Origin of the sequence: Roseateles sp. (assembly GCF_046300915.1) — a bacterium.
In the GTDB taxonomy this organism is placed as follows: Bacteria; Pseudomonadota; Gammaproteobacteria; order Burkholderiales; family Burkholderiaceae_C; genus Kinneretia.
In genome coordinates this window covers 17,335-35,930 of the sequence record NZ_JBKCLH010000041.1, presented here as the reverse complement: position 1 = coordinate 35,930, position 18,596 = coordinate 17,335, and the positions used below count along the sequence as shown (strand labels likewise).

Below are 18,596 nucleotides of genomic sequence, written 5' to 3'. Positions count from 1 at the left end.
GACGGGTGGAGTGTGGGGGCCATCGGTTTCGTACTTCTCTGCAACAGACGATGGCAGGGGAGCTCAAGAACCCGCGGCCCGGCAGCGAGAAAGTGCTGCGGCGGGACCGGCGGCACGGACAGATGCCGTGCGGGCGTGCTTCCCTGCGCGAGGATTACCTCGTGCCGGCTGGGCCGGCATGGCGGCACTTGTGCACCGCCGATCAGGTTCAAAGGGACTTTCTCAGCCAGCGAGGTTTCCCTCGGCCAGCACCCCTAGCGAAGCTCCGCCAAGCCTGGCGAAGCGCTGCGGATTGTAGCGGCGCCCCCCACCGCGATAATGGCGGCCGACCATTTCCCTCGCCAGTTCCAGGCTGTCCCCATGTCCGACACACCCACCATCGCCTTGACGCAGGAAGAACGCGACTTTCTCTGGTTCATGCCCCAGGTCCCTGGCGGCAAGGAGGTGCCGGAGCGCCTGCAGCAGCGCTACGCCGAGCTGGGCCTGGTGGTGCGCAATGCGGAGGGTCAGTACTGGCCCACGGTGCTGGGCGACCAGGTGCGCCGCGGCGCGGTGCCGGTGAAGATCATCGGCTGAGTCCCCCGGGCCAGCGCGTGCGCTCCTGGGCGGCCAGACCGCTCAGTCGAAGACCGGCGACTCCACGCCCAGCACCTTGTGCAGCTTGGGGCTGGTGGTGGTGTATTGCAGATGCACGCGCTTCTCGGGGAAAACATAGGGCGCGGCGCCAAAAGCGGCCAGCGCGGCCTCGTGGAAGCCCGAGAGGATGAGCTTCTTCTTGCCCGGGTAGGTGTTCACATCGCCCACGGCGAAGATGCCAGGCACCGAAGTCTCGAACTTCTCGGTGTCCACCACGATCTGCTTGCGTTCCAGGGCCAGGCCCCAGTCGGCGATGGGGCCCAGCTTGGGGCTGAGGCCGAAGAAGGCCAGCACCTGGTCGCAGGGCACGATGCGGGTGACGCCATCGGCGCCCGTCACCTTGGTGCCGGTCAGGCGGCCGTCCTGCTCCACGATGCCAGTGACCTGGCCCACCAGGAACTGCATCTCCTGGGCCTCGCACAGGGCCTGCATCTTGGCCACGCTGGCCGGCGCGGCCTTGAAGCCGTCGCGCCGGTGCAGCAGGATCACGCTCTCGGCCTTGTGGGGGTTGCCGTCCTCATGGGCGGCGCAGAAGTTCAGGGCCCAGTCCAGGGCCGAGTCGCCGCCACCGATGATCAGCAGATTCTGGCCCGCGAACTGCTCGGGGCTGCGCACGCGGTAGTGCACCTGGCTGCCCTCGTGGGGCTCCACGCCCTCGACCTTGAGCGTGCGCGGCTGGAAGCTGCCCACACCCCCGGCGATGAAAATCGTCTTGGCCAGGAACTGCGTGCCCTTGGAGGTCTGCACGAAGAAGCGGCCGTCCTCGGCGCGCTTTTCCACCACCTGCACCTCCTGGCCCAGATGGAAGGTGGCGCCAAATGGCTCGATCTGCTTGAGCAGATTGTCGGTGAGCTCCTTGCCCGTCACCACCGGCAGGGCCGGGATGTCATAGATGGGCTTGTCGGGATAGAGCTCAATGCACTGACCGCCCGGGTAGGCCAGGGAGTCGATGATGTGGGCCTTGATTTCCAGCAGGCCCAGCTCGAAGACCTGGAACAGGCCCACCGGCCCCGCCCCGACGATCAGGGCATCGGTTTCGATGGGCGCGGTGGGGCGGCTGTCGCTCATGGCTTCAGCGGATCAGCTCGGAGAGCTTGCCGGTCTTGTCCTTCCACTCATCGGCATCCGGCAGGGCCGGCTTGCGCTTGGTGATGCTGGGCCAGGACTTGGCCAGCTCGGCATTGAGCTTGATCATGTGCTGCTGATTGCCCGGCACATCTTCCTCCGGCACGATGGCATTGGCCGGGCACTCGGGGATGCAGACCGCGCAGTCGATGCACTCATCCGGATCGATGGTCAGGAAATTGGGACCTTCGCGGAAGCAGTCAACGGGGCAGACGTCGACGCAATCGGTGTACTTGCAGCGGATGCAGGCTTCGGTAACGACGTGGGTCATGGTGGGGCAACTCGATTCTTATGGGGCGACGGCCCTGCCGGGCCTGAGGGCAGCGGCGGATTTTAGCCGCTGAGGGCCGTATCGCCGGCTTGTTCCTGCGCAAGATGCAGGGCCATGCTGCCGGCCGCGGGGCGGGCGACGCCCGCCACGGGCGCGGCCCCGGCGCCCACCACCACCACCGTGGGGCGGCCGCGGTGCAGCAGGGTGGCGGCGGCAAGACCCGACACCGCATGTTCGCTGCTGAGGGCGTCGGGCCATCCGGCGCGGGAGACCACGCTGCAGGGCGTGTCGGGCGCCCAGCCGGCTTCCAGCAGCTTGCGGGACAGGGCGGCCAGCTGGCGGCCGGCCATGTAGAAGACTTCGGTGTCGGCGCTGCGGGCGGCCTGCAGATCACCCTCGCGGGTCATGGCCGTGGTGAGGCTGACGCTGCGGCCGGCGCCGCGGCGGGTCAAGGGGCGCTGGGTCTGGGCGGCGGCGGCGATGGCGGCGGTCACGCCGGGCACCACTTCGCTGTCGATCCCGGCGGCGGCCAGGGCCTGCAGCTCCTCTTCCAGGCGGCCGAAGACGCTGGCGTCACCGCCCTTGAGCCGCACCACCACGCCGTGCTGGCGCGCCATCTTCACCAGCAGGGCGTCGATGGCGGTCTGGGCCGTGGAGTCGCAAAAACCCCGTTTGCCCACATCCAGCCACTGGGCCTGGGGCGCGAGTTCGCGCAGGGCGGGGTCGGTGAGCGCGTCGAACAGCACCACCTCGGCCTGCTGCAAAGCGCGCGCGCCGCGCAGGGTGATGAGATCGGCCGCGCCGGGGCCGGCGCTGACGAAGATGACGCGTACCATGGAGCGGCCCTTTCTGGCTTCTTCAGCGCACCAGCAACGCACCCGAGGTGCGGTTACTGCTGGGGTCGACCACGATCAGCGAGCCGCCCACGCGGTTGGCCGCATAGGGCTCCACCGGCAGGGCGGCCTGCAGCTCGATGCGCACATGGCCGATCTCGTTGACGGCCAGCTCCTGGGCCTCGGCCTCGGCCAGGCTGTGGATGTCCAGCTTGTGCTCGATGGCGGCGATGCGGGCCTGGACCCAGCGGTTGCCATGGCGCACCCAGTATTTGCGGCCCAGCTGGGCGGGCTCGGTGTCCAGCCAGGCCAGCGTGGCCTCGAAGCTCTGCACCGGGGTGGCGCTGCCAGGCGTGAGGATCCAGTCGCCGCGGCGCACATCCAGCGGGCGGACCAGCACCTGGCCGGCCGACTCGCCGGCCACGGCATGGGCCACGGTCTCGCCGGCGCGGCGCACCTCGGCCACGATGGCCTTCTCGCCGCTGGGCAGGATCTGCACCTCATCGCCGGCCTGCACCTGGCCGTGGGCGATGCGGCCCCAGAGCGTGCGGGGCTGGTGACCCGTGCCCTCACCCTCGCGGGCGACGTATTGCACGGGGATCAGCAACTGGCCCTCGACCCGCTCCTGCAGCGCGGGCAGGCCTTCCAGCACCTGCAGCAGGGAGGGGCCGTCGTACCAGTCGGCGTCCAGGGGCTGGGTGACGTTGTCGCCGCGCAGGGCCGAGACCGGGATGATGGCCGTCACCGCGATGCCGGCCTGCTCGGCGAAGGCGCGCAGGGCGGCACTCACCTTGGCGAAACCCGCCTTGGCGGCGCCGGGCTCGGCCAGGGCGTCGATCTTGTTGATGGCGAACACGATGCTGGGCACGCGCAGCAGATGGGCCAGCAGGCTGTGGCGGCGGGTCTGGGGCAGCAGGGCCACCTCGGGCTGGCTCAGGTCCAGCTTGGTGATGTCCACCAGCACCACGGCGGCATCGCTGCCGGCCGCGGCCGTGACCATATTGCGGGTGTACTGCTCATGGCCCGGCGCGTCCGCAATGATGAACTTGCGGGTCTTGGTGGCGAAGTAGCGGTAGGCCACATCGATGGTGATGCCCTGCTCGCGCTCGGCCTCCAGGCCGTCGGTCAGCAGGGACAGGTCGATGGGCGCACCGGCGGCGCGCTTCTCCAGCGTGTCCAGCTGGTCGGCCAGGATGGCGCGGCTGTCATAGAGCAGGCGGCCGATCAGGGTGCTCTTGCCATCGTCCACGCTGCCGGCGGTGAGGAAGCGCAGGGCGCGGTGCTGGGTGTCGACGTCCTGCTGGTGGACGATGTTGTCGGGAACTGCGCTCATGATCAGAAGTAGCCTTCCTTCTTGCGACGCTCCATGGAGGCGTCGGAGGTGCGATCGTCCATGCGGGTGGCGCCGCGCTCGCTGATGGTGACGGTGAGGGTCTCGGCCACGATGTCCTGGGCCGAGGCGGCGCTGCTCTCCACCGGGCAGGTGCAGGTCATGTCACCCACGGTGCGAAAGCGCACGGTCTCGGTTTCCACCACATCGCCGGCCTCGGGCGGGGTGACCTCGGTCACCGGCACCAGCAGGCCCTTCTTGCGCACCACGGGGCGCTGGTGGGCGTAGTAGAGGCTGGGCAGGGCGATGTTCTCGCGGGCGATGTAGAGCCAAACGTCCAGCTCGGTCCAGTTGCTGATGGGGAAGGCGCGGAAATGCTCGCCCGGGCGGATGCGGGTGTTGAACAGATTCCAGAGCTCGGGGCGCTGCTCCTTGGGCTGCCACTGGCCGAAGCCGTCGCGGTGGCTGAAGATGCGCTCCTTGGCGCGGGCCTTCTCCTCGTCGCGGCGGGCGCCGCCGATCAGCACATCGAAGCGGTGCTCCTCGATGGCTTCCAAGAGGGTCACGGTCTGGTGGCCGTTGCGCGACTCCAGCGGATGGGCCAGGCGCACGGTGCCGCGGGCGATGGACTCGTCCATATGCGCCACGATCAGGCGGTCGCCCAGCTCGGCGGCGCGGCGCTCGCGGAACTCGATCACCTCGGGGAAGTTGTGACCGGTGTCCACATGCACCAGGGGGAAGGGCAGGCGGCCCTTGAAGCTGCCGTCAGTCTGGCGCTGCTTGAAGGCCTTCTCGGCCAGGTGCAGCACCACGCAGCTGTCCTTGCCGCTGGAAAAGAGCAGGCCCGGGCGCTCGAAGGCGCCGGCCACTTCGCGCAGGATGAAGATGGCCTCTTCTTCCAGATGGTCCAGATGGCGGTGGTCCACCTGGGGCAGCAGTTTCTCGAGATTGACCGGGGCGTTCATGCCGGGGCTCCTGACTTCTTCGTGTTCAACTCTTCGTTGGAGTGCGACTTGTGCAGGCCGCATTCCTTGGCGTTCTCGTCCTCCCACCACCAGCGTCCGGCGCGGAAGTCCTCGCCCACGGCGATGGCCCGGGTGCAGGGCGCACAGCCTATGCTGGGCATGAACTGGTCGTGCAGGGCGTTGTAGGGCACTTGGTAGGCCTGGATGTAGTGCCAGACATCGGCCCAGCTCCAGGCCGCCAGCACATTGAGCTTGCGGCGGCCCTGGCCGTCGTCCTCGTCAAACGGCACCTCGGCGCGGTTGGCGCTTTGCTCGCGGCGCAGGCCGGTGATCCAGGCCGTGGCACCGTTCAGCATGCGCGCCAGCGGCTCCAGCTTGCGCAGGCCGCAGCAGGCCTTGCGCAGTGCCAGGCTCTCGTACATGGCGCGCTCGCCATTCGTCCCGACGAACTGGATCACCGCTTCCTGCACCGGGCTGAAGACCTGCACCTTGATCGCATAGCGCTGCTCGATGGCGGGGATCAGGGCCAGGGTCTGCTCATGCAGGGCGCCGGTGTCCAGGGTGGCGATGGGGATGGCCAGGCCGTGGCGGGCGATCAGGTCGGTGATCACCATGTCCTCGGCGCCCAGGCTGGTGGACTGTATGAGGCCGCTGCCATGCGCCGTCACGGCCTGCTGCAGCAGCGCCAGGGTCTCAGCCACGCGCGCCTCGAAGCCGGGCGTCGGGCGGGCGTACAGACCGATGGCCGAGGCGCCAGCGGCCGCGCCGGGCAGCAAGGAGGAGGTCGCGCCGCTCATGGCGTCAGCCCTGCACCGCGAAGTGCGGCTTGGCCTGCTGGGTGTCGCCCTGGTAGTGCCCGGGGAAGAAGCTCAGCGCACGCTGGGCCGCCTCCAGGCTCTGGTCGGCGCGCAGCTGCACGGCGTCAAAGCCGGTGCGGGCGGCCAGCAGCACCATGTCCACCAGCACCTCGCCGGTGGCGCGGATCTCGCCGGCAAAGCGGTAGCGGCTGCGCAGCAGGCGGGCCTGGCTGTAGGCGCGGCCGTCCACCCACTTGGGGAACTGCAGCACGATCAGGGCCAGGCGTGGCAGATCGGGAGCCAGGCCCTCGACGTCGTAATCATTGGGCACTTCCACGGCCGTGGGCAGGTCGGCGGGCCAGTGGCCGCGCACGGCATGCCATTGCTCCAGGCTCAGCAGCAGATGGGGCGCGGGATCGGGGTCGGGCTTGGGGCCGTCCTCGCCGAGGACGCGGTGCCATTGGTCATGGTGAGAGTCGATGAACTTCATGGTCTTGCTCTTTCAGCGGGCGGCAGCGGTCAGGGTGCGCTGGGCGTTCGCCGGCGCCTTGAAGGGCTCCAGGCCCACACGGCGCACCGTGTCGATGAAGCGCTCATGGGCTGCGCGCTCGCTGCGGTAGGTCTGGATCAGGGACTCGATCACATCGGGCACCTCGTCGGCCGCGAAGCTGGGGCCGATCACCTTGCCGGGCACGGCAGCACCCGAGAGGGTGGAGCCGTCCGAGCCGCCCAGCGTGATCTGGTACCACTCGGCACCGTCCTTGTCCACGCCCAGGATGCCGATATGGCCGCTGTGGTGGTGGCCGCAAGAGTTGATGCAGCCGCTGATGTGCAGATCGATGTCGCCGATGTCGTAGAGCTCGTCCAGGTCCTGGAAGCGCTCGGTGATGGCGGCCGCCACCGGGATGGAGCGGGCGTTTGCCAGGGCGCAGAAGTCACCGCCCGGGCAGGCAATCATGTCGGAGAGCAGGCCGATGTTCGGGGTGGCAAAGCCATGGGCCTTGGCCAGCTCGTAGAGCGCGCCCAGATCGCTCTCGCGCACCCAGGGCAGCAGCAGGTTCTGGTCGTGGGTCACGCGCAGCTCGCTGTGGCTGAAGCGCTCGGCCAGCGCGGCGGCGGCTTCCATCTGCGCATCGGTCGCATCGCCCGGCGGCAGGGCCGCGCGCTTGAGCGAGAGCGTCACGCCGCGGTAGCCGCTCAGGCGGTGAGCGTGCACATTGCGCTCCAGCCAACGCTTGTAGGCGCCCTGGGCCCCTTCGAAAATGTCCTGCGCGGGCAGGGCGCTCACGCCGACCGGGGTCGTGAAGCTGGCCGCCACGCGGTCCAGCTCGGCCTGGGGAATCAGGTGTTCGTGGCCGCCAGCGTCATCGCTGAGGATCTGCTGGAACTCGGTGTTGACCGCGTCGAAGAAGGCCTGGCCCTCGGCCTTGACCAGGATCTTGATGCGGGCCTTGTACATATTGTCGCGGCGGCCATAGCGGTTGTAGACGCGCACGATGGCCTCCAGATAGACCAGGATCTGGTTCCAGGGCAGGAAGTCGTGGATCACCTGGCCGATGATGGGGGTGCGGCCCATGCCGCCGCCCACCAGCACCTGGAAGCCCACCTCGCCCTCGGCGTTCTTCTTGAGCTGCAGGCCGATGTCATGCCAGGCGATGGCCGCGCGGTCCTCGGCGGCGCCCGAGATGGCGATCTTGAACTTGCGCGGCAGGAAGGCGAACTCGGGGTGCAGGGTGCTCCACTGGCGCAGCACTTCCGCATAGGGGCGCGGGTCCACGATCTCGTCGGGCGCCACGCCGGCCAGGCCGTCGGTGGTGATGTTGCGGATGCAGTTGCCGCTGGTCTGGATGCCGTGCATGTCCACCTCGGCCAGGGCGTCCATCACATCGGCGGCGTCCTTCAGCGGGATCCAGTTGTATTGCAGGTTCTGGCGGGTGGTGAAGTGACCGTAGCCGCGGTCCCATTTGCGGGCGATTTCGGCCAGGCGGCGCAGCTGGCGCGCGGACAGCACCCCATAGGGCACGGCCACGCGCAGCATGGGCGCATGGCGCTGCACATACCAGCCGTTCTGCAGGCGCAGGGGGCGGAACTCGTCATCGCTGAGGGTGCCGGCCAGATTGCGTTCCAGCTGGTCGCGGAACTGGGCGGCGCGGGCGCGCACGAACTGGCGGTCGAAGTCGGTATAGGCGTACATGGCTTGCGCGGAACTACGAAATCAGTGAATCGCTGGGCCGCTGTGCATCAGCGGTGAGAGGCACAGCAGGCTGCGCTACGCGTCGTCGGGCGGGCGGCGGAACTGGGCATCCAGCCGGATGTGGGATGGACCGCTTCCAGCCTCGTCGAGGCTGACAAGCGGGCCGAGGCCTCTCGCGATCGCATCCAGTCCAACAACAAATCCGCTGCTCCCGATGGGTAGGGCCGGGACAGGGATTCCCAAGCCTAGGAGGCGGACTGTATGGAAGCTTTATATATATAAGAACTACAAATTCGTAGATTGCTTATTTGTAGATAAGTATATGAAGGAGCCTCCGCTTCCGCGGGCGGCGGGGGGCGGGGGGCGATTTGTCGCCCGGCCTCAGTGGGCCGGCAGCAGCAGGGTCAGCAGCACGCAGCTGTCCTGTTCGGCCAGCACCGCATGCGGCTCCCCCGCCCGCAGCACCGTGAGTTGGCCGGCGGCCAGAGGCTGCTCGGTGCCGGGCATCTGCAGACGCACGCGACCCGCCAGACACTGCAGCACCAACTCGCCGGCCACTTTGTGCTGTGGCATGCGCTGACCGGCGTGCAGCACCATGTGAATGAGCTGCAGCTGCTCGGTCTTGATCAGGCTGGTGCTGGGGCTGTCGGTGCTGCCATCGGCCAGGGGCGCCAGATCGATCAGCTGTCCATGCTTGGCGTGGGTCAGGGCCATGATGAGGATCTCCTGCAGCCATTGAGCTGTGTGCGTGCATTCTCATACAGCCAGGCTTGTGCCGCGCGTCGGAGTCGCGGCGCTCTCTAGAATCCGCCCCATGTCTTCTCTGTCTCGTCGGGGCCTGCTGCTGGCCCCCCTGGCGCTCGCCGCCTGTTCCAGCGTTCCCCTGATCGGCGGCTCCGAGGCCCCGACCGCGCCGGCCCAGCCGGATGCCCCGCCCGCCGGGCCGCGCCCGGCGCCCAAACCCCCTCGCATCGGCCTGGCCCTCGGCGGTGGTGCGGCGCGCGGCTTTGCCCATATCGGCGTTATCCAGGTGCTGGAGGAGAACGGTATCGGTGTCGACCTGGTTGCCGGCACCTCGGCCGGCTCCCTGGTGGCGGCGCTCTATGCCTCGGGCAAGAACGGCAAGGAAATGCAGGCCCTGGCCGAGGGCATGGACGAAGGGGCGATCACGGATTGGGCCTTCCCGGGCCGCGGCCTGATCCGCGGTGAGGCCCTGGCCCGCTATGTGCGAGAGCGCACCGGCAACAAGACCATCGAGCAGATGAGCCTGCCTCTGGGCATTCTGGCCACCGATCTGGCCGATGGCTCGGGCGTGCTCTTTCGCAGCGGCGACACGGGCACGGCGGTGCGCGCCTCCAGCGCCGTGCCTGCGGTGTTCCAGCCGGTGAAGATCGGCGGGCGCGAGTTCGTGGATGGCGGTCTGGTGGCGCCTGTGCCGGTGCGTCAGGCGCGGCAGATGGGGGCGGAGCTGGTGATCGCGGTGGACATCAGCTCACCGCCCGAGGACAAGCCTCTGGGTGACGCCATGCGCATGCTGCTGCAGACCTTTGCCATCATGAGTCGCAGCATCAACAGCTACGAGCTGCGCGAGGCGGACGTGGTGATGCGGCCCCAGCTCGCGGGCATAGGCAGCGCCGATTTCAGCGCGCGGCGGCGCAGCATACAGGCCGGTCGCGAGGCCGCCCTGGCCCTGCTGCCCACGCTGCGTCAGCGCATCGCGGCCAAGACGCGCTGAGCCCGTCCGACCTCGGCCCCTGGCCGGCCTGAAAACCCGATCGCGCCGCCATCCGCAGCGCGGGCTATGCTGGCGCCATCATGCAAACGGCCCTCTTTCCGCTCCAGTCACCGCTGTTTCCCGGGGGGCTGCTGTCCCTGCGCATCTTCGAGCCGCGCTACCTGGATCTGGTCCAGCGCTGTGAGAAGAGTGGTGAGCCCTTCGGCGTGCTGATGCTCACCGAGGGGATGGAGGTGCGTCAGCGCGGACCGGGTGAGGGCTTTCTGACCGAGCGCTTCGAAAGCCTGGGCACCTTGGCCCATCTGGAGCGCGTGGAGCGTCCGCGGCCGGGGCTGCTGCAGATTCGCTGCCGAGGTGGGCGCCGATTCCGCCTGCTCGAGCCCCACTGTCTGCCGCATGGCCTGTGGATGGGTGAGCTGGAGTTGCTGGAAGAGGAGCTGGAGCTGCCCGTGCCGGAGGATCTGCAGCCCCTGGCGCCGCTGATGCAGCGCCTGCTGCACACCCTGGAGACGGGCGCGGCGGCCGAGGACATGCCGGTGCAGCCGCCCTACCGCTGGGATGACTGTGCCTGGCTGGCCAACCGCTGGGCAGAGCTGCTGCCCCTGTCCCCGCTGGAAAAGCAACGCTTGCTGGCCCTGGACAACCCGCTGCTGCGCCTGGAGCTGCTGGGTGACCAGCTGGAGCGCCTGGGCGTCGGGGGACGCTGACGCGCGCTCGCCCCCGGCGTTCGGGCAAAAAAAGAGCCCGGCCGAGGCCGGGCTTCAAGGGTACTTGGGAAGCTTGCGGCTTCTTGGGGTACCGAGGAGACAAACGGTACGTGCTCAGGCGGCAGCGCGCTTGCTGGAGCGGCTGGCGGTCTGGCTGGCCTTGACGGCGGTGCTGGTGGCGGCCTGGAAATTGGCCTCGGCGATCTCGCCGGCCTGCTTGGCGGCCTTTTGCACCGACTCGAAGGTGTTGTTGGCGGCGGCCACGGCCGACTTCACCAGGGCCACGGCGTTCTCGGTGCCGGCGGGCGCGTTCTTGGCCAGGCTGTCCACCACGGCGGTGAACTTCTGCTGGGCGTCGGCGATCTGGGCCTCGGCCACCTTGGCCACTTCGGCCTGGGTGCTGGAAGCGATGTCGTAGAGGTGGCGGCTGTAGGAAGCGGCCTTCTCGGCGCTGGGCTGCAGCAGCGAGGCTTGCAGATTCAGCAGCTCCTGGGCGTCCTTGACGGACAGGGCGGCGTTGGCGGTCTCGGCAGCCTCGCCCAGGGCGGTCTTGGCGACTTGCAGATTCAGCTCGACCAGCTTCTCCACACCTTCAAAGGCCTTGTTGGTCAGACCGAAAAGGGTCTCGATATTGGCTTTGTGGGCGGCGAAAACTTGTTCAGCGGTCAACATGGAATAGCTCCTGTGAGGTTGATAGGCAGAGACTGTTGAGAACTCTTCGGTGCCGTTCAATCGCAATTGCTGCACCGCAACATGATTCAGTATAAGGACGCTGCCATTGATTGCAAGCACTTTTTTGTGCAATGCAACAAAAATTCCTGTTGGCCAGCGCCCGGATGGCTGCCAAGACTGCCGTGAGCGCATGACACCCTGGTGACGCGCCGTGATCGGCAGGCTCTTGGCCCAGCGGTTATGGTGCAGGGCCATGCAAGCCTTTCATGCCGATGCCTACCGCCTGGAGCTTCCGCCCGGTCACCGCTTTCCCGAGGCCAAGTACGGCCTGCTGCGCCAGCGGCTGGAGGCCCTGGGGCCGCCGTTCCGGATTGCGCCCGCGCCGCTGGCCGAGGCTCAGGCCCTGCTGCGTGTCCACAGCCCGCACTACGTGCAGGCCGTCTTCCAGGGCAGCTTGAGCGCGGCCCAGCAGCGCGAGATTGGATTTCCCTGGTCGCCCTCCATGGCGCTGCGCTCGCGCTGCTCGGTGGGGGCGACCCTGGAAGCGGCGCGTGCCGCCCTGGCCGAGGGGGTGGGCGCCAATCTGGCCGGTGGCACCCACCATGCCTATGCCGACAAAGGCTCGGGTTACTGCGTGTTCAATGATGTGGCCGTGGCGGCGCGCCAGATGCAGGCCATGGCCCGGCGCGAGGGCAGGCAGGAACTGCAGGTCCTGGTCGTGGATCTGGATGTGCACCAGGGCAATGGCACGGCCGCCATCTTTCGCGAGGATCCCAGCGTCTTCACCTTCTCCATGCACGGGGCCCGCAACTTTCCCTTCCGCAAGGAGGCCAGCGATCTGGATGTGGATCTGCCCGATGGCTGTGGTGACGAGGCCTATCTGCAGGCCCTGGACCAGGCGCTGGACCAGGTCTGGGCGCGCTGCCCGGCGCCGGGCCTGGCTTTCTATCTGGCCGGGGCCGATCCCCATGAGGGCGACCGCCTGGGCCGGCTCAAGCTCAGCACCGCCGGCATGCTGGAGCGCGACCGCCGGGTGCTGCAGGCCCTGCGGGAGCGTCGCATCCCGGTGGCGCTGAGCATGGCCGGCGGCTACGGCGAGGACCTGGACGCCATGCTGACGGTGCAGGTGAATACCCTGAGCGCCGCCGCGCACAGCTGGCGGCTCTGGCAGCTGGGGCGATGAAAGAATGCGGGCATGAGTGAGGAGCACCGACCCCAGGCCCAGGGCCGCGAGGCCTACCGGCATTTCATGCCCCTGTCCACCCGCTGGATGGACAACGACATCTACGGCCACCTCAACAACGTCATCTACTACAGCCTCTTCGACACCGCGGTGAACCAGTACCTGATCGAACAGGGCGCGCTGGACATCCATGCGGGGCAGGTCATCGGCCTGGTGGTGGAGACGCACTGCAACTTCTTTGCCTCGCTGGCCTTCCCGCAGCGCGTCGAGGCCGGATTGCGCGTGGCGCATCTGGGCCGCTCCAGCGTGCGCTACGAGATCGGGCTCTTTGCCGCAGGTGAGCCCCTATCCGCCGCCTGCGGCCATTTCGTCCATGTCTATGTGGAGCGTGAGAGCCGCCGGCCGGTGAGCGCGCTGCCCCCTGCCACCCTGAATGCCTTGAAAGGACTGCAACTGCCATGAGCTCGTTCTCCGCCTTCGAGTCGCCCGACAGCGCCGCCACGGCCGCCATCGATGCGGCCATCACGACCCGGCACTCCATGCGCGCCTACCTGCCACGGCCCGTGGAGCGGTCCCTGATCGAGGACATCCTGCGTGTGGCCGCGCGTGCGCCCTCGGGCACCAACACCCAGCCCTGGCAGGTGCATGTGCTGACCGGCGCGGCCAAGGTACGGCTCTCCCAGCGCATCACCGCCGCCTACGACGACCCCGAGGAGCTCGCCACCCACGGCGAGGAGTACGCCTACTACCCGCGCGAATGGGTCTCGCCCTATATCGACCGCCGCCGCAAGGTGGGCTGGGACCTCTACGGCCTGCTGGGCATTGCCAAGGGCGACAAGCTGCGCATGCACGAGCAGCATGGCCGCAACTACCTGTTCTTCGACGCGCCGGTGGGGCTGATCTTCACCATCGACCGCGTGATGCAGCAGGGCAGCTGGCTGGACTACGGCATGTTCCTGCAGAACATCATGATCGCGGCCCGTGCGCGCGGCCTGCACACCTGCCCGCAGGCCGCCTTCACCCAGTTCCACCGTCTGATCGCCGAGGAATTGGCCCTCAAGCCCGAGCAGCAGCTGGTCTGCGGCATGGCCCTGGGCTATGCCGACCCGGCCGCGGTGGAGAACAGCCTGATCACCGAGCGCGAGCCGGTGGCGGGCTTCACCCGATTCCTGGATCTTTGATCCGTCGATCTCCCCAAAACAACAGCAAGCTCACACGATGAGGTCCCTCGTTCTCACCCTGGCCCTGCTGGGCCTGGCCGGCCCGGCTCTGGCCGCCGATCTGGACGGCCGCGCCTTCGGCGTGTTCTGGGGTCTGCCTTTTGCGGGCATGCTGCTGTCCATCGCCATCCTGCCCCTGGCTGCGCCCAAGCTCTGGCACCACCACTTCGGCAAGATCGCTGCGGGCTGGGCGCTGGCCTTTCTGCTGCCCTTCGCCCTGAGTCAGGGGCTGGGCGCCACGGCCGGTGTGCTGGCCCATGCCCTGCTGGCCGAGTACCTGCCCTTCATCATCCTGCTCACCGCGCTCTTCACCACCGCCGGCGGCATCTTTGTGCGCGGCAATCTGCACGGCAGCCCGGCGCTTAATGCGGGCCTGATGGCCATAGGTGCGGTGCTGGCCAGCTTCATGGGCACCACCGGGGCCTCCATGCTGATGGTGCGGCCCCTGATCCGCGCCAATGACAACCGGCGGCATAACGCCCATGTGCTGGTGTTCTTCATCTTCATCGTCAGCAATGCCGGCGGCTCGCTCACGCCCCTGGGCGATCCGCCGCTCTTTCTGGGCTTTCTGAAGGGCGTGGACTTCTTCTGGACGGTCAAGCACATCTTCCCCGAGACCCTCTTCCTGATCGGGTCGCTGCTGGCGATCTTCTATGTGATCGACAGCTGGTACTACCGCCGTGAGGGCGTGACCAAGCAAGACCCGACCCCCGATACCGCCGGCTTCGGCATCGAGGGTGGCATCAACTTCCTGCCCTTGGCTGCCGTGGTGGGCCTGGTGCTGATGAGCGGAATCTGGAAGCCGGGCATCAGCTTTGACATTCTGGGCACCGAGGTGGAGCTGCAGTCCCTGCTGCGCGATGTGCTGCTGGTGGGCGTGACCCTCTGGTCCCTGGCCATCACGCCGCGCGCCCTGCGCGAGAAGAACCAGTTTTCCTGGGCGCCCATGCAGGAGGTGGCCAAGCTCTTCATCGGCATCTTCCTGACCATGGTGCCGGTGCTGGCCATGCTCAAGGCCGGGGAGCAGGGCGCCTTCGCGGCCGTCACCCGCGCCGTCACCGGGCCCGAGGGCCAGCCCCTGCCCTGGGCCTACTTCTGGTTCAGCGGCTTGCTTTCCTCCTTTCTGGACAACGCGCCCACCTACCTGGTCTTCTTCAATCTGGCCGGCGGTGATCCGCAGCAGCTGATGACGACGCTGGCGCCGACCCTGGCCGCCATCTCGGCCGGCTCGGTCTTCATGGGCGCCAACAGCTATATCGGCAACGCGCCCAACTTCATGGTCAAGGCGATTGCCGAGGATCGCGGCGTGAAGATGCCCAGCTTCTTTGGCTATATGGCCTGGTCGGGTGCGGTGCTGATTCCGCTCTTTGTGCTGATGACCCTGATCTGGTTCCGCTGAGCCCGAGCTGCAAGGAGATCCCGATGAGCAAGCCCCGCGTGCTGGTGGCGCGCCGCACCTTCGACGATGCGATCGCGCGCCTGCGCGAGCATTTCGAGGTTGAGGTCAACGAGGACGACAGCGTCTGGCCCCAGGCCGAGCTGATACGCCGGCTGCAGGGCGTGCAGGGTGTCTACATCACCGGCTCCGAAAAAATCGATGCCACCCTGCTGGACGCCTGCCCCGCGCTGCGCGCGGTCTGCAGCATGGCCGTGGGCTACAACAATATCGATGTGCCGGCCTGCACGGCGCGCGGCGTGCTGGTCAGCAATGCGCCCGACGTGCTGACCGAGACCACGGCCGACTTCGGTTTTGCCCTGATGATGGCCACGGCCCGCCGCATCAGCGAGAGCGAGCACTTTCTGCGCCGCGGCGAGTGGCACAAATGGAGCTACGACATGTTCGCCGGTGCCGATGTGCACGGCAGCACCCTGGGCATCCTGGGCATGGGGCGCATCGGCCAGGCCATCGCCCGCCGCGGCCACCTGGGCTTTGGCATGCGGGTGATCTATCACAACCGCAGCCGCCTGGCCCCCGCGCTGGAGGCGCCGCTGGCGGCCCAGTGGGTGGAGAAGGACGCGCTGCTGCAGCAGGCCGACCATCTGGTGATCGTCGTGCCCTACAGCCCCGCCTCGCACCATGCGATCGGTGCGCGCGAGCTGGGCCTGATGAAACCCAGCGCCACCCTGACCAATATCGCCCGTGGCGGCGTGGTGGACGACGCGGCCCTGGCCCAAGCCCTGGCCGAGCGCCGCATCGCGGCCGCGGGCCTGGACGTGTTTGAGGGCGAGCCCCAGGTTCATCCCGGCCTGCTGCAGGTTCCCAATGTGGTGCTCACCCCGCATATCGCCAGCGCCTCCATCCCCACGCGACTGGCCATGAGCCATCTGGCCGTGGACAACCTGATCGCCGCGCTCAGCGGCGGCCATCCGCCCACCGCACTCAACCCCGAGTTGCTGCGAACAGAGTCGGGCACAGGCTGAAAAATTCCCGCTTGGCAGGAATTCCTGCGTAGGGGTGTCGGCTGGCGGACGTCAAATACGTTTCACGACGCGCGCACCGGCACCGGTTGTCAGGTCTTGCGCGCGCATCAGGTATGGGGAGCGTGGTCCGGCGAGGTTTCTCCGGCCCGACTGGCGGGAGCATGGCGCAGAAAATCAAGCGTGGTTGGGTGCTCTTGCGCGACTGGGTTTTGGCTCAGCCAGCGCAAGGTCCGTCGAGTGCTGCTGACATCCAGCTCAGTGCATTGCGTGTCGTGCTGCTCTCCAGCCTGGTGCTTGCCGCCGTAGTGGGGTTGCATGTGGCCTGGGAGGGCTGGCAGCGGGACAAGCCCTGGGCGGTTGCCATCGTTGCGGCTATCGTGCTGCTGCTGGCCGGCGCCTCAAGTCAAGCCCGGCATGCGGGGAGAGCCGGAGCGTTGTGGCTGCTTGCTGCGGTCTACGTGGCTGGCCTTGCCATTACCGCGTCCACCGGCAGCCAGCCCGCGCTTTCTCGCCTGGGTTATGTGCTGTGCTATGCCGCGCCCATGCTGGCCGGCTTGCTGGTGGCCTGGCCGCTGGCCCTGGGCTTGATGGTGTTCAACACCCTGCTCTTCGGCCTCTCGCTCAGCGGCTGGGAAGCGCCACAGCTGCCCGATCAACAGGTGCGCCTGCCGCATTCCCAAGCTTATGTGCATGGTGCGCTCTATATTTTCTTCAACCTTTGTCTGCCGCTGGCCATGTTTCGAGTGGTGGCGGGCATGCGCCGGGTGGAGCGCCAGCTCCGGGGCTGGCGCCATCTGAGTGAGCAGGTCTTCCAGGTGGCCAGCGGCCCGACCCTGGTTTGTGACGAGCAGGGCAGGGTGCTTCGCTGCAACAAGCCCTTCCTGGCCTTGTGCGGCCGGCATGACGAGCAGGAACTGCGTGGACGCAGTCTGTCGGAGCTCTTCGAGGATGTCGAGGGTGGCGACGGTGTCTGGCGCAGCCAGCCGGGCTTGCGCTGGCACTTGGCTGAGTGCAGGTCTGCCGAGGGCCGCAGTCGTGAGCTCACCCTGCGTTCGGTGCGCAGCCTGGGCGACCGACTGAGTGCTTACGCCTTTGACGATGTGAGCGAACTTCGCCGCGTGCAGGCCGATCTGGCTGCCTCGGTGCAGCGTGAGGTCTGGGCCACCTGGCACGACCCGCTCACCGGCCTGCCCAACCGGGCACGCAGCATCCAGCAGCTTGACGCCCAGCTGGCCCAGGGCACGCCGGGCCTGGCCCTGCTGAGCCTGCGCCTGTGCAATCTGCGCCAGCTCAATGCGCGCTACGGCGTCCCGGCAGGCGACGCGCTGTTGCGCGACTTCGTGGCCGCGCTGCGCCGCCTGCTGCCGCCTGGGCGCCAGGCGGCGCGGGTGCGGGGCTCAGTGATCGCGGTGCTGCTGCCGGGGCAGCACCGCGAGAGCGAGGCCTTGGCCGAAGTACGCCGACTGCAGCAAACCCTGCCGCTGCAGGCCGAGACCTCGCGCCAAGCGGTACTGCTCGACCTGGTCTGCGGATTGGTGATGGTCGATGAGCGCCGCCTTCAGCACCCCGGGGTCGACGGGGCCGAGTTGCTGCGTTGCAGCGAGCTGGCTCTGGATATGGCTCAGGACCCGCGCTGGCGCGAGGGCAGCGAGGGCGTGCTGCTTTTCAATGCCCAGACCGCCGCAGGCGTGGCCCGCAGCATGGCCATCGAGGCCGAGTTGCCCCAGGCCCTGGTTGGCGACCAGCTGCACCTGCTCTACCAACCCCAGCGCGATGTGCGCGGCGGCCTGCTGGGTTTTGAGGTGCTGGTGCGCTGGAACAGCCCCGCCCTGGGCGAGGTGCCGCCGGCCGAGTTCATCCCGGTGGCCGAGGCCTGTGGCTTGGTGGGCGGCATCACCGACTGGGTGTTGGACGCCGCCTGTGCCCAGCTGGCCCGGTGGCGGCGTGAGCTGGGCGCTGGCCAAGCGCTGCCGCGCCTGGCGGTGAATCTCTCGGCCCACGACCTGGAGCGTGAGGGCTTCGAGCAGCAGCTGATGCAAAGCTTGGTTCGCCACCGCGTGCGGCCGGCTGAGCTGGAACTGGAGGTCACGGAATCGGCCCTGGCCCGGCATCCGGCCCTTGCCCTGGCCCAGCTGCGACGCTTGCACGGCGCAGGTCTGCGCATTGCCATCGACGACTTTGGCACCGGCTACTCCTCCCTGGCCAAGCTGGTGGACCTGCCCATCGATGTGCTCAAGATCGATCGCAGTTTCCTGCGCGATCTGCCTGGCGACGCGCGTCGTGGGCGGGTGGTGGACTCCATGATCTCCCTGGCTCGCAGCCTGCGCCTGGAGGTATTGGCCGAGGGCGTGGAAACCGAGGACCAGCACCTCTACCTGCGGGAACGCGGCGTGGACGGTTTGCAGGGCTGGCTCTTCGGCCGGCCGCAGCCGGCAGCGTATTGGCTGCCCCTGCTGCGCCGCGAGTGCGCTGCGCAACCCGAGCCCGCCTGAGCGCGGGTCTGTCAC

At 68.1% G+C, this 18,596-nt stretch carries 19 protein-coding genes; 9 read left to right on the top strand and 10 right to left on the bottom strand.

The features are described 5' to 3' along the window. Nucleotides 1–360: 360 nt before the first annotated feature. A complete protein-coding gene (locus tag ACK5F2_RS03080) occupies nucleotides 361–576 on the top strand; it encodes a hypothetical protein (protein WP_409862694.1) in 216 nt (71 codons plus the stop codon). A gap of 42 nt (nucleotides 577–618) precedes the next feature. On the opposite strand, the gene ACK5F2_RS03075 is transcribed toward ACK5F2_RS03080, so the two are convergent. The 9 genes from ACK5F2_RS03075 to ACK5F2_RS03035 all read right to left on the bottom strand — a co-directional run bounded on the left by ACK5F2_RS03075 (nucleotide 619) and on the right by ACK5F2_RS03035 (nucleotide 8,865). Continuing rightward, a complete protein-coding gene (locus ACK5F2_RS03075) occupies nucleotides 619–1,704 on the bottom strand; it encodes an NAD(P)/FAD-dependent oxidoreductase (protein WP_409862691.1) in 1,086 nt (361 codons plus the stop codon). A gap of 4 nt (nucleotides 1,705–1,708) precedes the next feature. Continuing rightward, complete coding sequence (fdxA, locus tag ACK5F2_RS03070) at nucleotides 1,709–2,032, bottom strand: ferredoxin FdxA (protein ID WP_133603127.1); 324 nt, start codon at nucleotides 2,030–2,032, stop codon at nucleotides 1,709–1,711. 62 nt (nucleotides 2,033–2,094) lie between these two features. Then, a complete protein-coding gene (gene cobA / locus ACK5F2_RS03065) occupies nucleotides 2,095–2,868 on the bottom strand; it encodes a uroporphyrinogen-III C-methyltransferase (protein WP_409862689.1) in 774 nt (257 codons plus the stop codon). 22 nt (nucleotides 2,869–2,890) lie between these two features. Then, nucleotides 2,891–4,198 carry a sulfate adenylyltransferase subunit 1 gene (locus ACK5F2_RS03060; RefSeq protein ID WP_409862686.1) on the bottom strand — a complete coding sequence of 436 codons (1,308 nt, stop codon included), beginning with the start codon at nucleotides 4,196–4,198 and terminating at the stop codon, nucleotides 2,891–2,893. Between the two features lie 2 nt (nucleotides 4,199–4,200). Beyond that, entirely contained in the window at nucleotides 4,201–5,160 is a 960-nt protein-coding gene (gene cysD / locus ACK5F2_RS03055; RefSeq protein WP_409862685.1) for a sulfate adenylyltransferase subunit CysD, read from the bottom strand. Further along, nucleotides 5,157–5,957, bottom strand: coding sequence for a phosphoadenylyl-sulfate reductase (locus ACK5F2_RS03050; protein WP_409862683.1), 801 nt, complete (start codon nucleotides 5,955–5,957; stop codon nucleotides 5,157–5,159). Before ACK5F2_RS03050 ends, cysD begins: the two co-directional genes overlap by 4 nt. Nucleotides 5,958–5,961: 4 nt before the next feature. Then, nucleotides 5,962–6,447 (bottom strand): DUF934 domain-containing protein, encoded by a 486-nt coding sequence (locus ACK5F2_RS03045; protein ID WP_409862680.1) that lies wholly within the window; start codon nucleotides 6,445–6,447, stop codon nucleotides 5,962–5,964. Between the two features lie 12 nt (nucleotides 6,448–6,459). Continuing rightward, nucleotides 6,460–8,151, bottom strand: coding sequence for a nitrite/sulfite reductase (locus ACK5F2_RS03040; protein WP_409862678.1), 1,692 nt, complete (start codon nucleotides 8,149–8,151; stop codon nucleotides 6,460–6,462). Between the two features lie 381 nt (nucleotides 8,152–8,532). Beyond that, nucleotides 8,533–8,865: an AraC family ligand binding domain-containing protein gene (locus tag ACK5F2_RS03035; RefSeq protein ID WP_133603119.1), complete on the bottom strand. Its 333-nt coding sequence runs from the start codon at nucleotides 8,863–8,865 to the stop codon at nucleotides 8,533–8,535. Nucleotides 8,866–8,965: 100 nt separating this feature from the next. Between ACK5F2_RS03035 and ACK5F2_RS03030 the strand changes: the two genes are divergently transcribed. Both ACK5F2_RS03030 and ACK5F2_RS03025 read left to right on the top strand, forming a co-directional pair. Then, nucleotides 8,966–9,886, top strand: a complete 921-nt coding sequence (locus ACK5F2_RS03030) for a patatin-like phospholipase family protein (protein ID WP_409862677.1) — start codon at nucleotides 8,966–8,968, stop codon at nucleotides 9,884–9,886. A gap of 80 nt (nucleotides 9,887–9,966) precedes the next feature. Further along, nucleotides 9,967–10,593 (top strand): LON peptidase substrate-binding domain-containing protein, encoded by a 627-nt coding sequence (locus ACK5F2_RS03025; RefSeq protein ID WP_409862675.1) that lies wholly within the window; start codon nucleotides 9,967–9,969, stop codon nucleotides 10,591–10,593. A gap of 114 nt (nucleotides 10,594–10,707) precedes the next feature. Here the strand turns inward: ACK5F2_RS03025 and ACK5F2_RS03020 are convergent, their stop codons facing one another. Continuing rightward, a complete protein-coding gene (locus ACK5F2_RS03020; RefSeq protein ID WP_409862673.1) occupies nucleotides 10,708–11,265 on the bottom strand; it encodes a phasin family protein in 558 nt (185 codons plus the stop codon). Between the two features lie 253 nt (nucleotides 11,266–11,518). Here ACK5F2_RS03020 and ACK5F2_RS03015 point away from each other — a divergent pair, with 253 nt between their 5' ends. The 6 genes from ACK5F2_RS03015 (at nucleotide 11,519) to ACK5F2_RS02990 (ending at nucleotide 18,581) form a co-directional block, all read left to right on the top strand. Continuing rightward, on the top strand, nucleotides 11,519–12,448 hold the full coding sequence (locus ACK5F2_RS03015) for a histone deacetylase (protein ID WP_409862671.1): 930 nt from the start codon (nucleotides 11,519–11,521) through the stop codon (nucleotides 12,446–12,448). 12 nt (nucleotides 12,449–12,460) lie between these two features. Beyond that, nucleotides 12,461–12,910 carry an acyl-CoA thioesterase gene (locus ACK5F2_RS03010; protein WP_409862669.1) on the top strand — a complete coding sequence of 150 codons (450 nt, stop codon included), beginning with the start codon at nucleotides 12,461–12,463 and terminating at the stop codon, nucleotides 12,908–12,910. Then, a complete protein-coding gene (locus ACK5F2_RS03005; protein WP_409862667.1) occupies nucleotides 12,907–13,629 on the top strand; it encodes a nitroreductase in 723 nt (240 codons plus the stop codon). Before ACK5F2_RS03010 ends, ACK5F2_RS03005 begins: the two co-directional genes overlap by 4 nt. A 37-nt stretch (nucleotides 13,630–13,666) precedes the next feature. Further along, entirely contained in the window at nucleotides 13,667–15,067 is a 1,401-nt protein-coding gene (locus ACK5F2_RS03000) for a sodium:proton antiporter (RefSeq protein ID WP_409862665.1), read from the top strand. Nucleotides 15,068–15,090: 23 nt separating this feature from the next. Then, nucleotides 15,091–16,089 carry a 2-hydroxyacid dehydrogenase gene (locus tag ACK5F2_RS02995; protein WP_409862663.1) on the top strand — a complete coding sequence of 333 codons (999 nt, stop codon included), beginning with the start codon at nucleotides 15,091–15,093 and terminating at the stop codon, nucleotides 16,087–16,089. Nucleotides 16,090–16,250: 161 nt separating this feature from the next. Continuing rightward, nucleotides 16,251–18,581 (top strand): putative bifunctional diguanylate cyclase/phosphodiesterase, encoded by a 2,331-nt coding sequence (locus ACK5F2_RS02990; protein ID WP_409862662.1) that lies wholly within the window; start codon nucleotides 16,251–16,253, stop codon nucleotides 18,579–18,581. Nucleotides 18,582–18,596 lie beyond the last annotated feature (15 nt).

What these genes read in the sequence shown, in the direction of transcription:
- ACK5F2_RS03040 (WP_409862678.1), bottom strand. Translation starts at nt 8,151, where the DNA reads ATGTACGCCTATACCGACTTCGACCGCCAGTTCGTGCGCGCCCGCGCC.
- ACK5F2_RS03020 (WP_409862673.1), bottom strand. Translation starts at nt 11,265, where the DNA reads ATGTTGACCGCTGAACAAGTTTTCGCCGCCCACAAAGCCAATATCGAG.
- ACK5F2_RS03000 (WP_409862665.1), top strand. Translation starts at nt 13,667, where the DNA reads ATGAGGTCCCTCGTTCTCACCCTGGCCCTGCTGGGCCTGGCCGGCCCG.
- ACK5F2_RS02995 (WP_409862663.1), top strand. Translation starts at nt 15,091, where the DNA reads ATGAGCAAGCCCCGCGTGCTGGTGGCGCGCCGCACCTTCGACGATGCG.
- fdxA (WP_133603127.1), bottom strand. Translation starts at nt 2,032, where the DNA reads ATGACCCACGTCGTTACCGAAGCCTGCATCCGCTGCAAGTACACCGAT.
- ACK5F2_RS03045 (WP_409862680.1), bottom strand. Translation starts at nt 6,447, where the DNA reads ATGAAGTTCATCGACTCTCACCATGACCAATGGCACCGCGTCCTCGGC.
- ACK5F2_RS03060 (WP_409862686.1), bottom strand. Translation starts at nt 4,198, where the DNA reads ATGAGCGCAGTTCCCGACAACATCGTCCACCAGCAGGACGTCGACACC.
- ACK5F2_RS03075 (WP_409862691.1), bottom strand. Translation starts at nt 1,704, where the DNA reads ATGAGCGACAGCCGCCCCACCGCGCCCATCGAAACCGATGCCCTGATC.
- ACK5F2_RS03005 (WP_409862667.1), top strand. Translation starts at nt 12,907, where the DNA reads ATGAGCTCGTTCTCCGCCTTCGAGTCGCCCGACAGCGCCGCCACGGCC.
- ACK5F2_RS03015 (WP_409862671.1), top strand. Translation starts at nt 11,519, where the DNA reads ATGCAAGCCTTTCATGCCGATGCCTACCGCCTGGAGCTTCCGCCCGGT.
- ACK5F2_RS03050 (WP_409862683.1), bottom strand. Translation starts at nt 5,957, where the DNA reads ATGAGCGGCGCGACCTCCTCCTTGCTGCCCGGCGCGGCCGCTGGCGCC.
- cysD (WP_409862685.1), bottom strand. Translation starts at nt 5,160, where the DNA reads ATGAACGCCCCGGTCAATCTCGAGAAACTGCTGCCCCAGGTGGACCAC.
- ACK5F2_RS03035 (WP_133603119.1), bottom strand. Translation starts at nt 8,865, where the DNA reads ATGGCCCTGACCCACGCCAAGCATGGACAGCTGATCGATCTGGCGCCC.
- cobA (WP_409862689.1), bottom strand. Translation starts at nt 2,868, where the DNA reads ATGGTACGCGTCATCTTCGTCAGCGCCGGCCCCGGCGCGGCCGATCTC.
- ACK5F2_RS03030 (WP_409862677.1), top strand. Translation starts at nt 8,966, where the DNA reads ATGTCTTCTCTGTCTCGTCGGGGCCTGCTGCTGGCCCCCCTGGCGCTC.
- ACK5F2_RS03080 (WP_409862694.1), top strand. Translation starts at nt 361, where the DNA reads ATGTCCGACACACCCACCATCGCCTTGACGCAGGAAGAACGCGACTTT.
- ACK5F2_RS03025 (WP_409862675.1), top strand. Translation starts at nt 9,967, where the DNA reads ATGCAAACGGCCCTCTTTCCGCTCCAGTCACCGCTGTTTCCCGGGGGG.
- ACK5F2_RS03010 (WP_409862669.1), top strand. Translation starts at nt 12,461, where the DNA reads ATGAGTGAGGAGCACCGACCCCAGGCCCAGGGCCGCGAGGCCTACCGG.
- ACK5F2_RS02990 (WP_409862662.1), top strand. Translation starts at nt 16,251, where the DNA reads ATGGCGCAGAAAATCAAGCGTGGTTGGGTGCTCTTGCGCGACTGGGTT.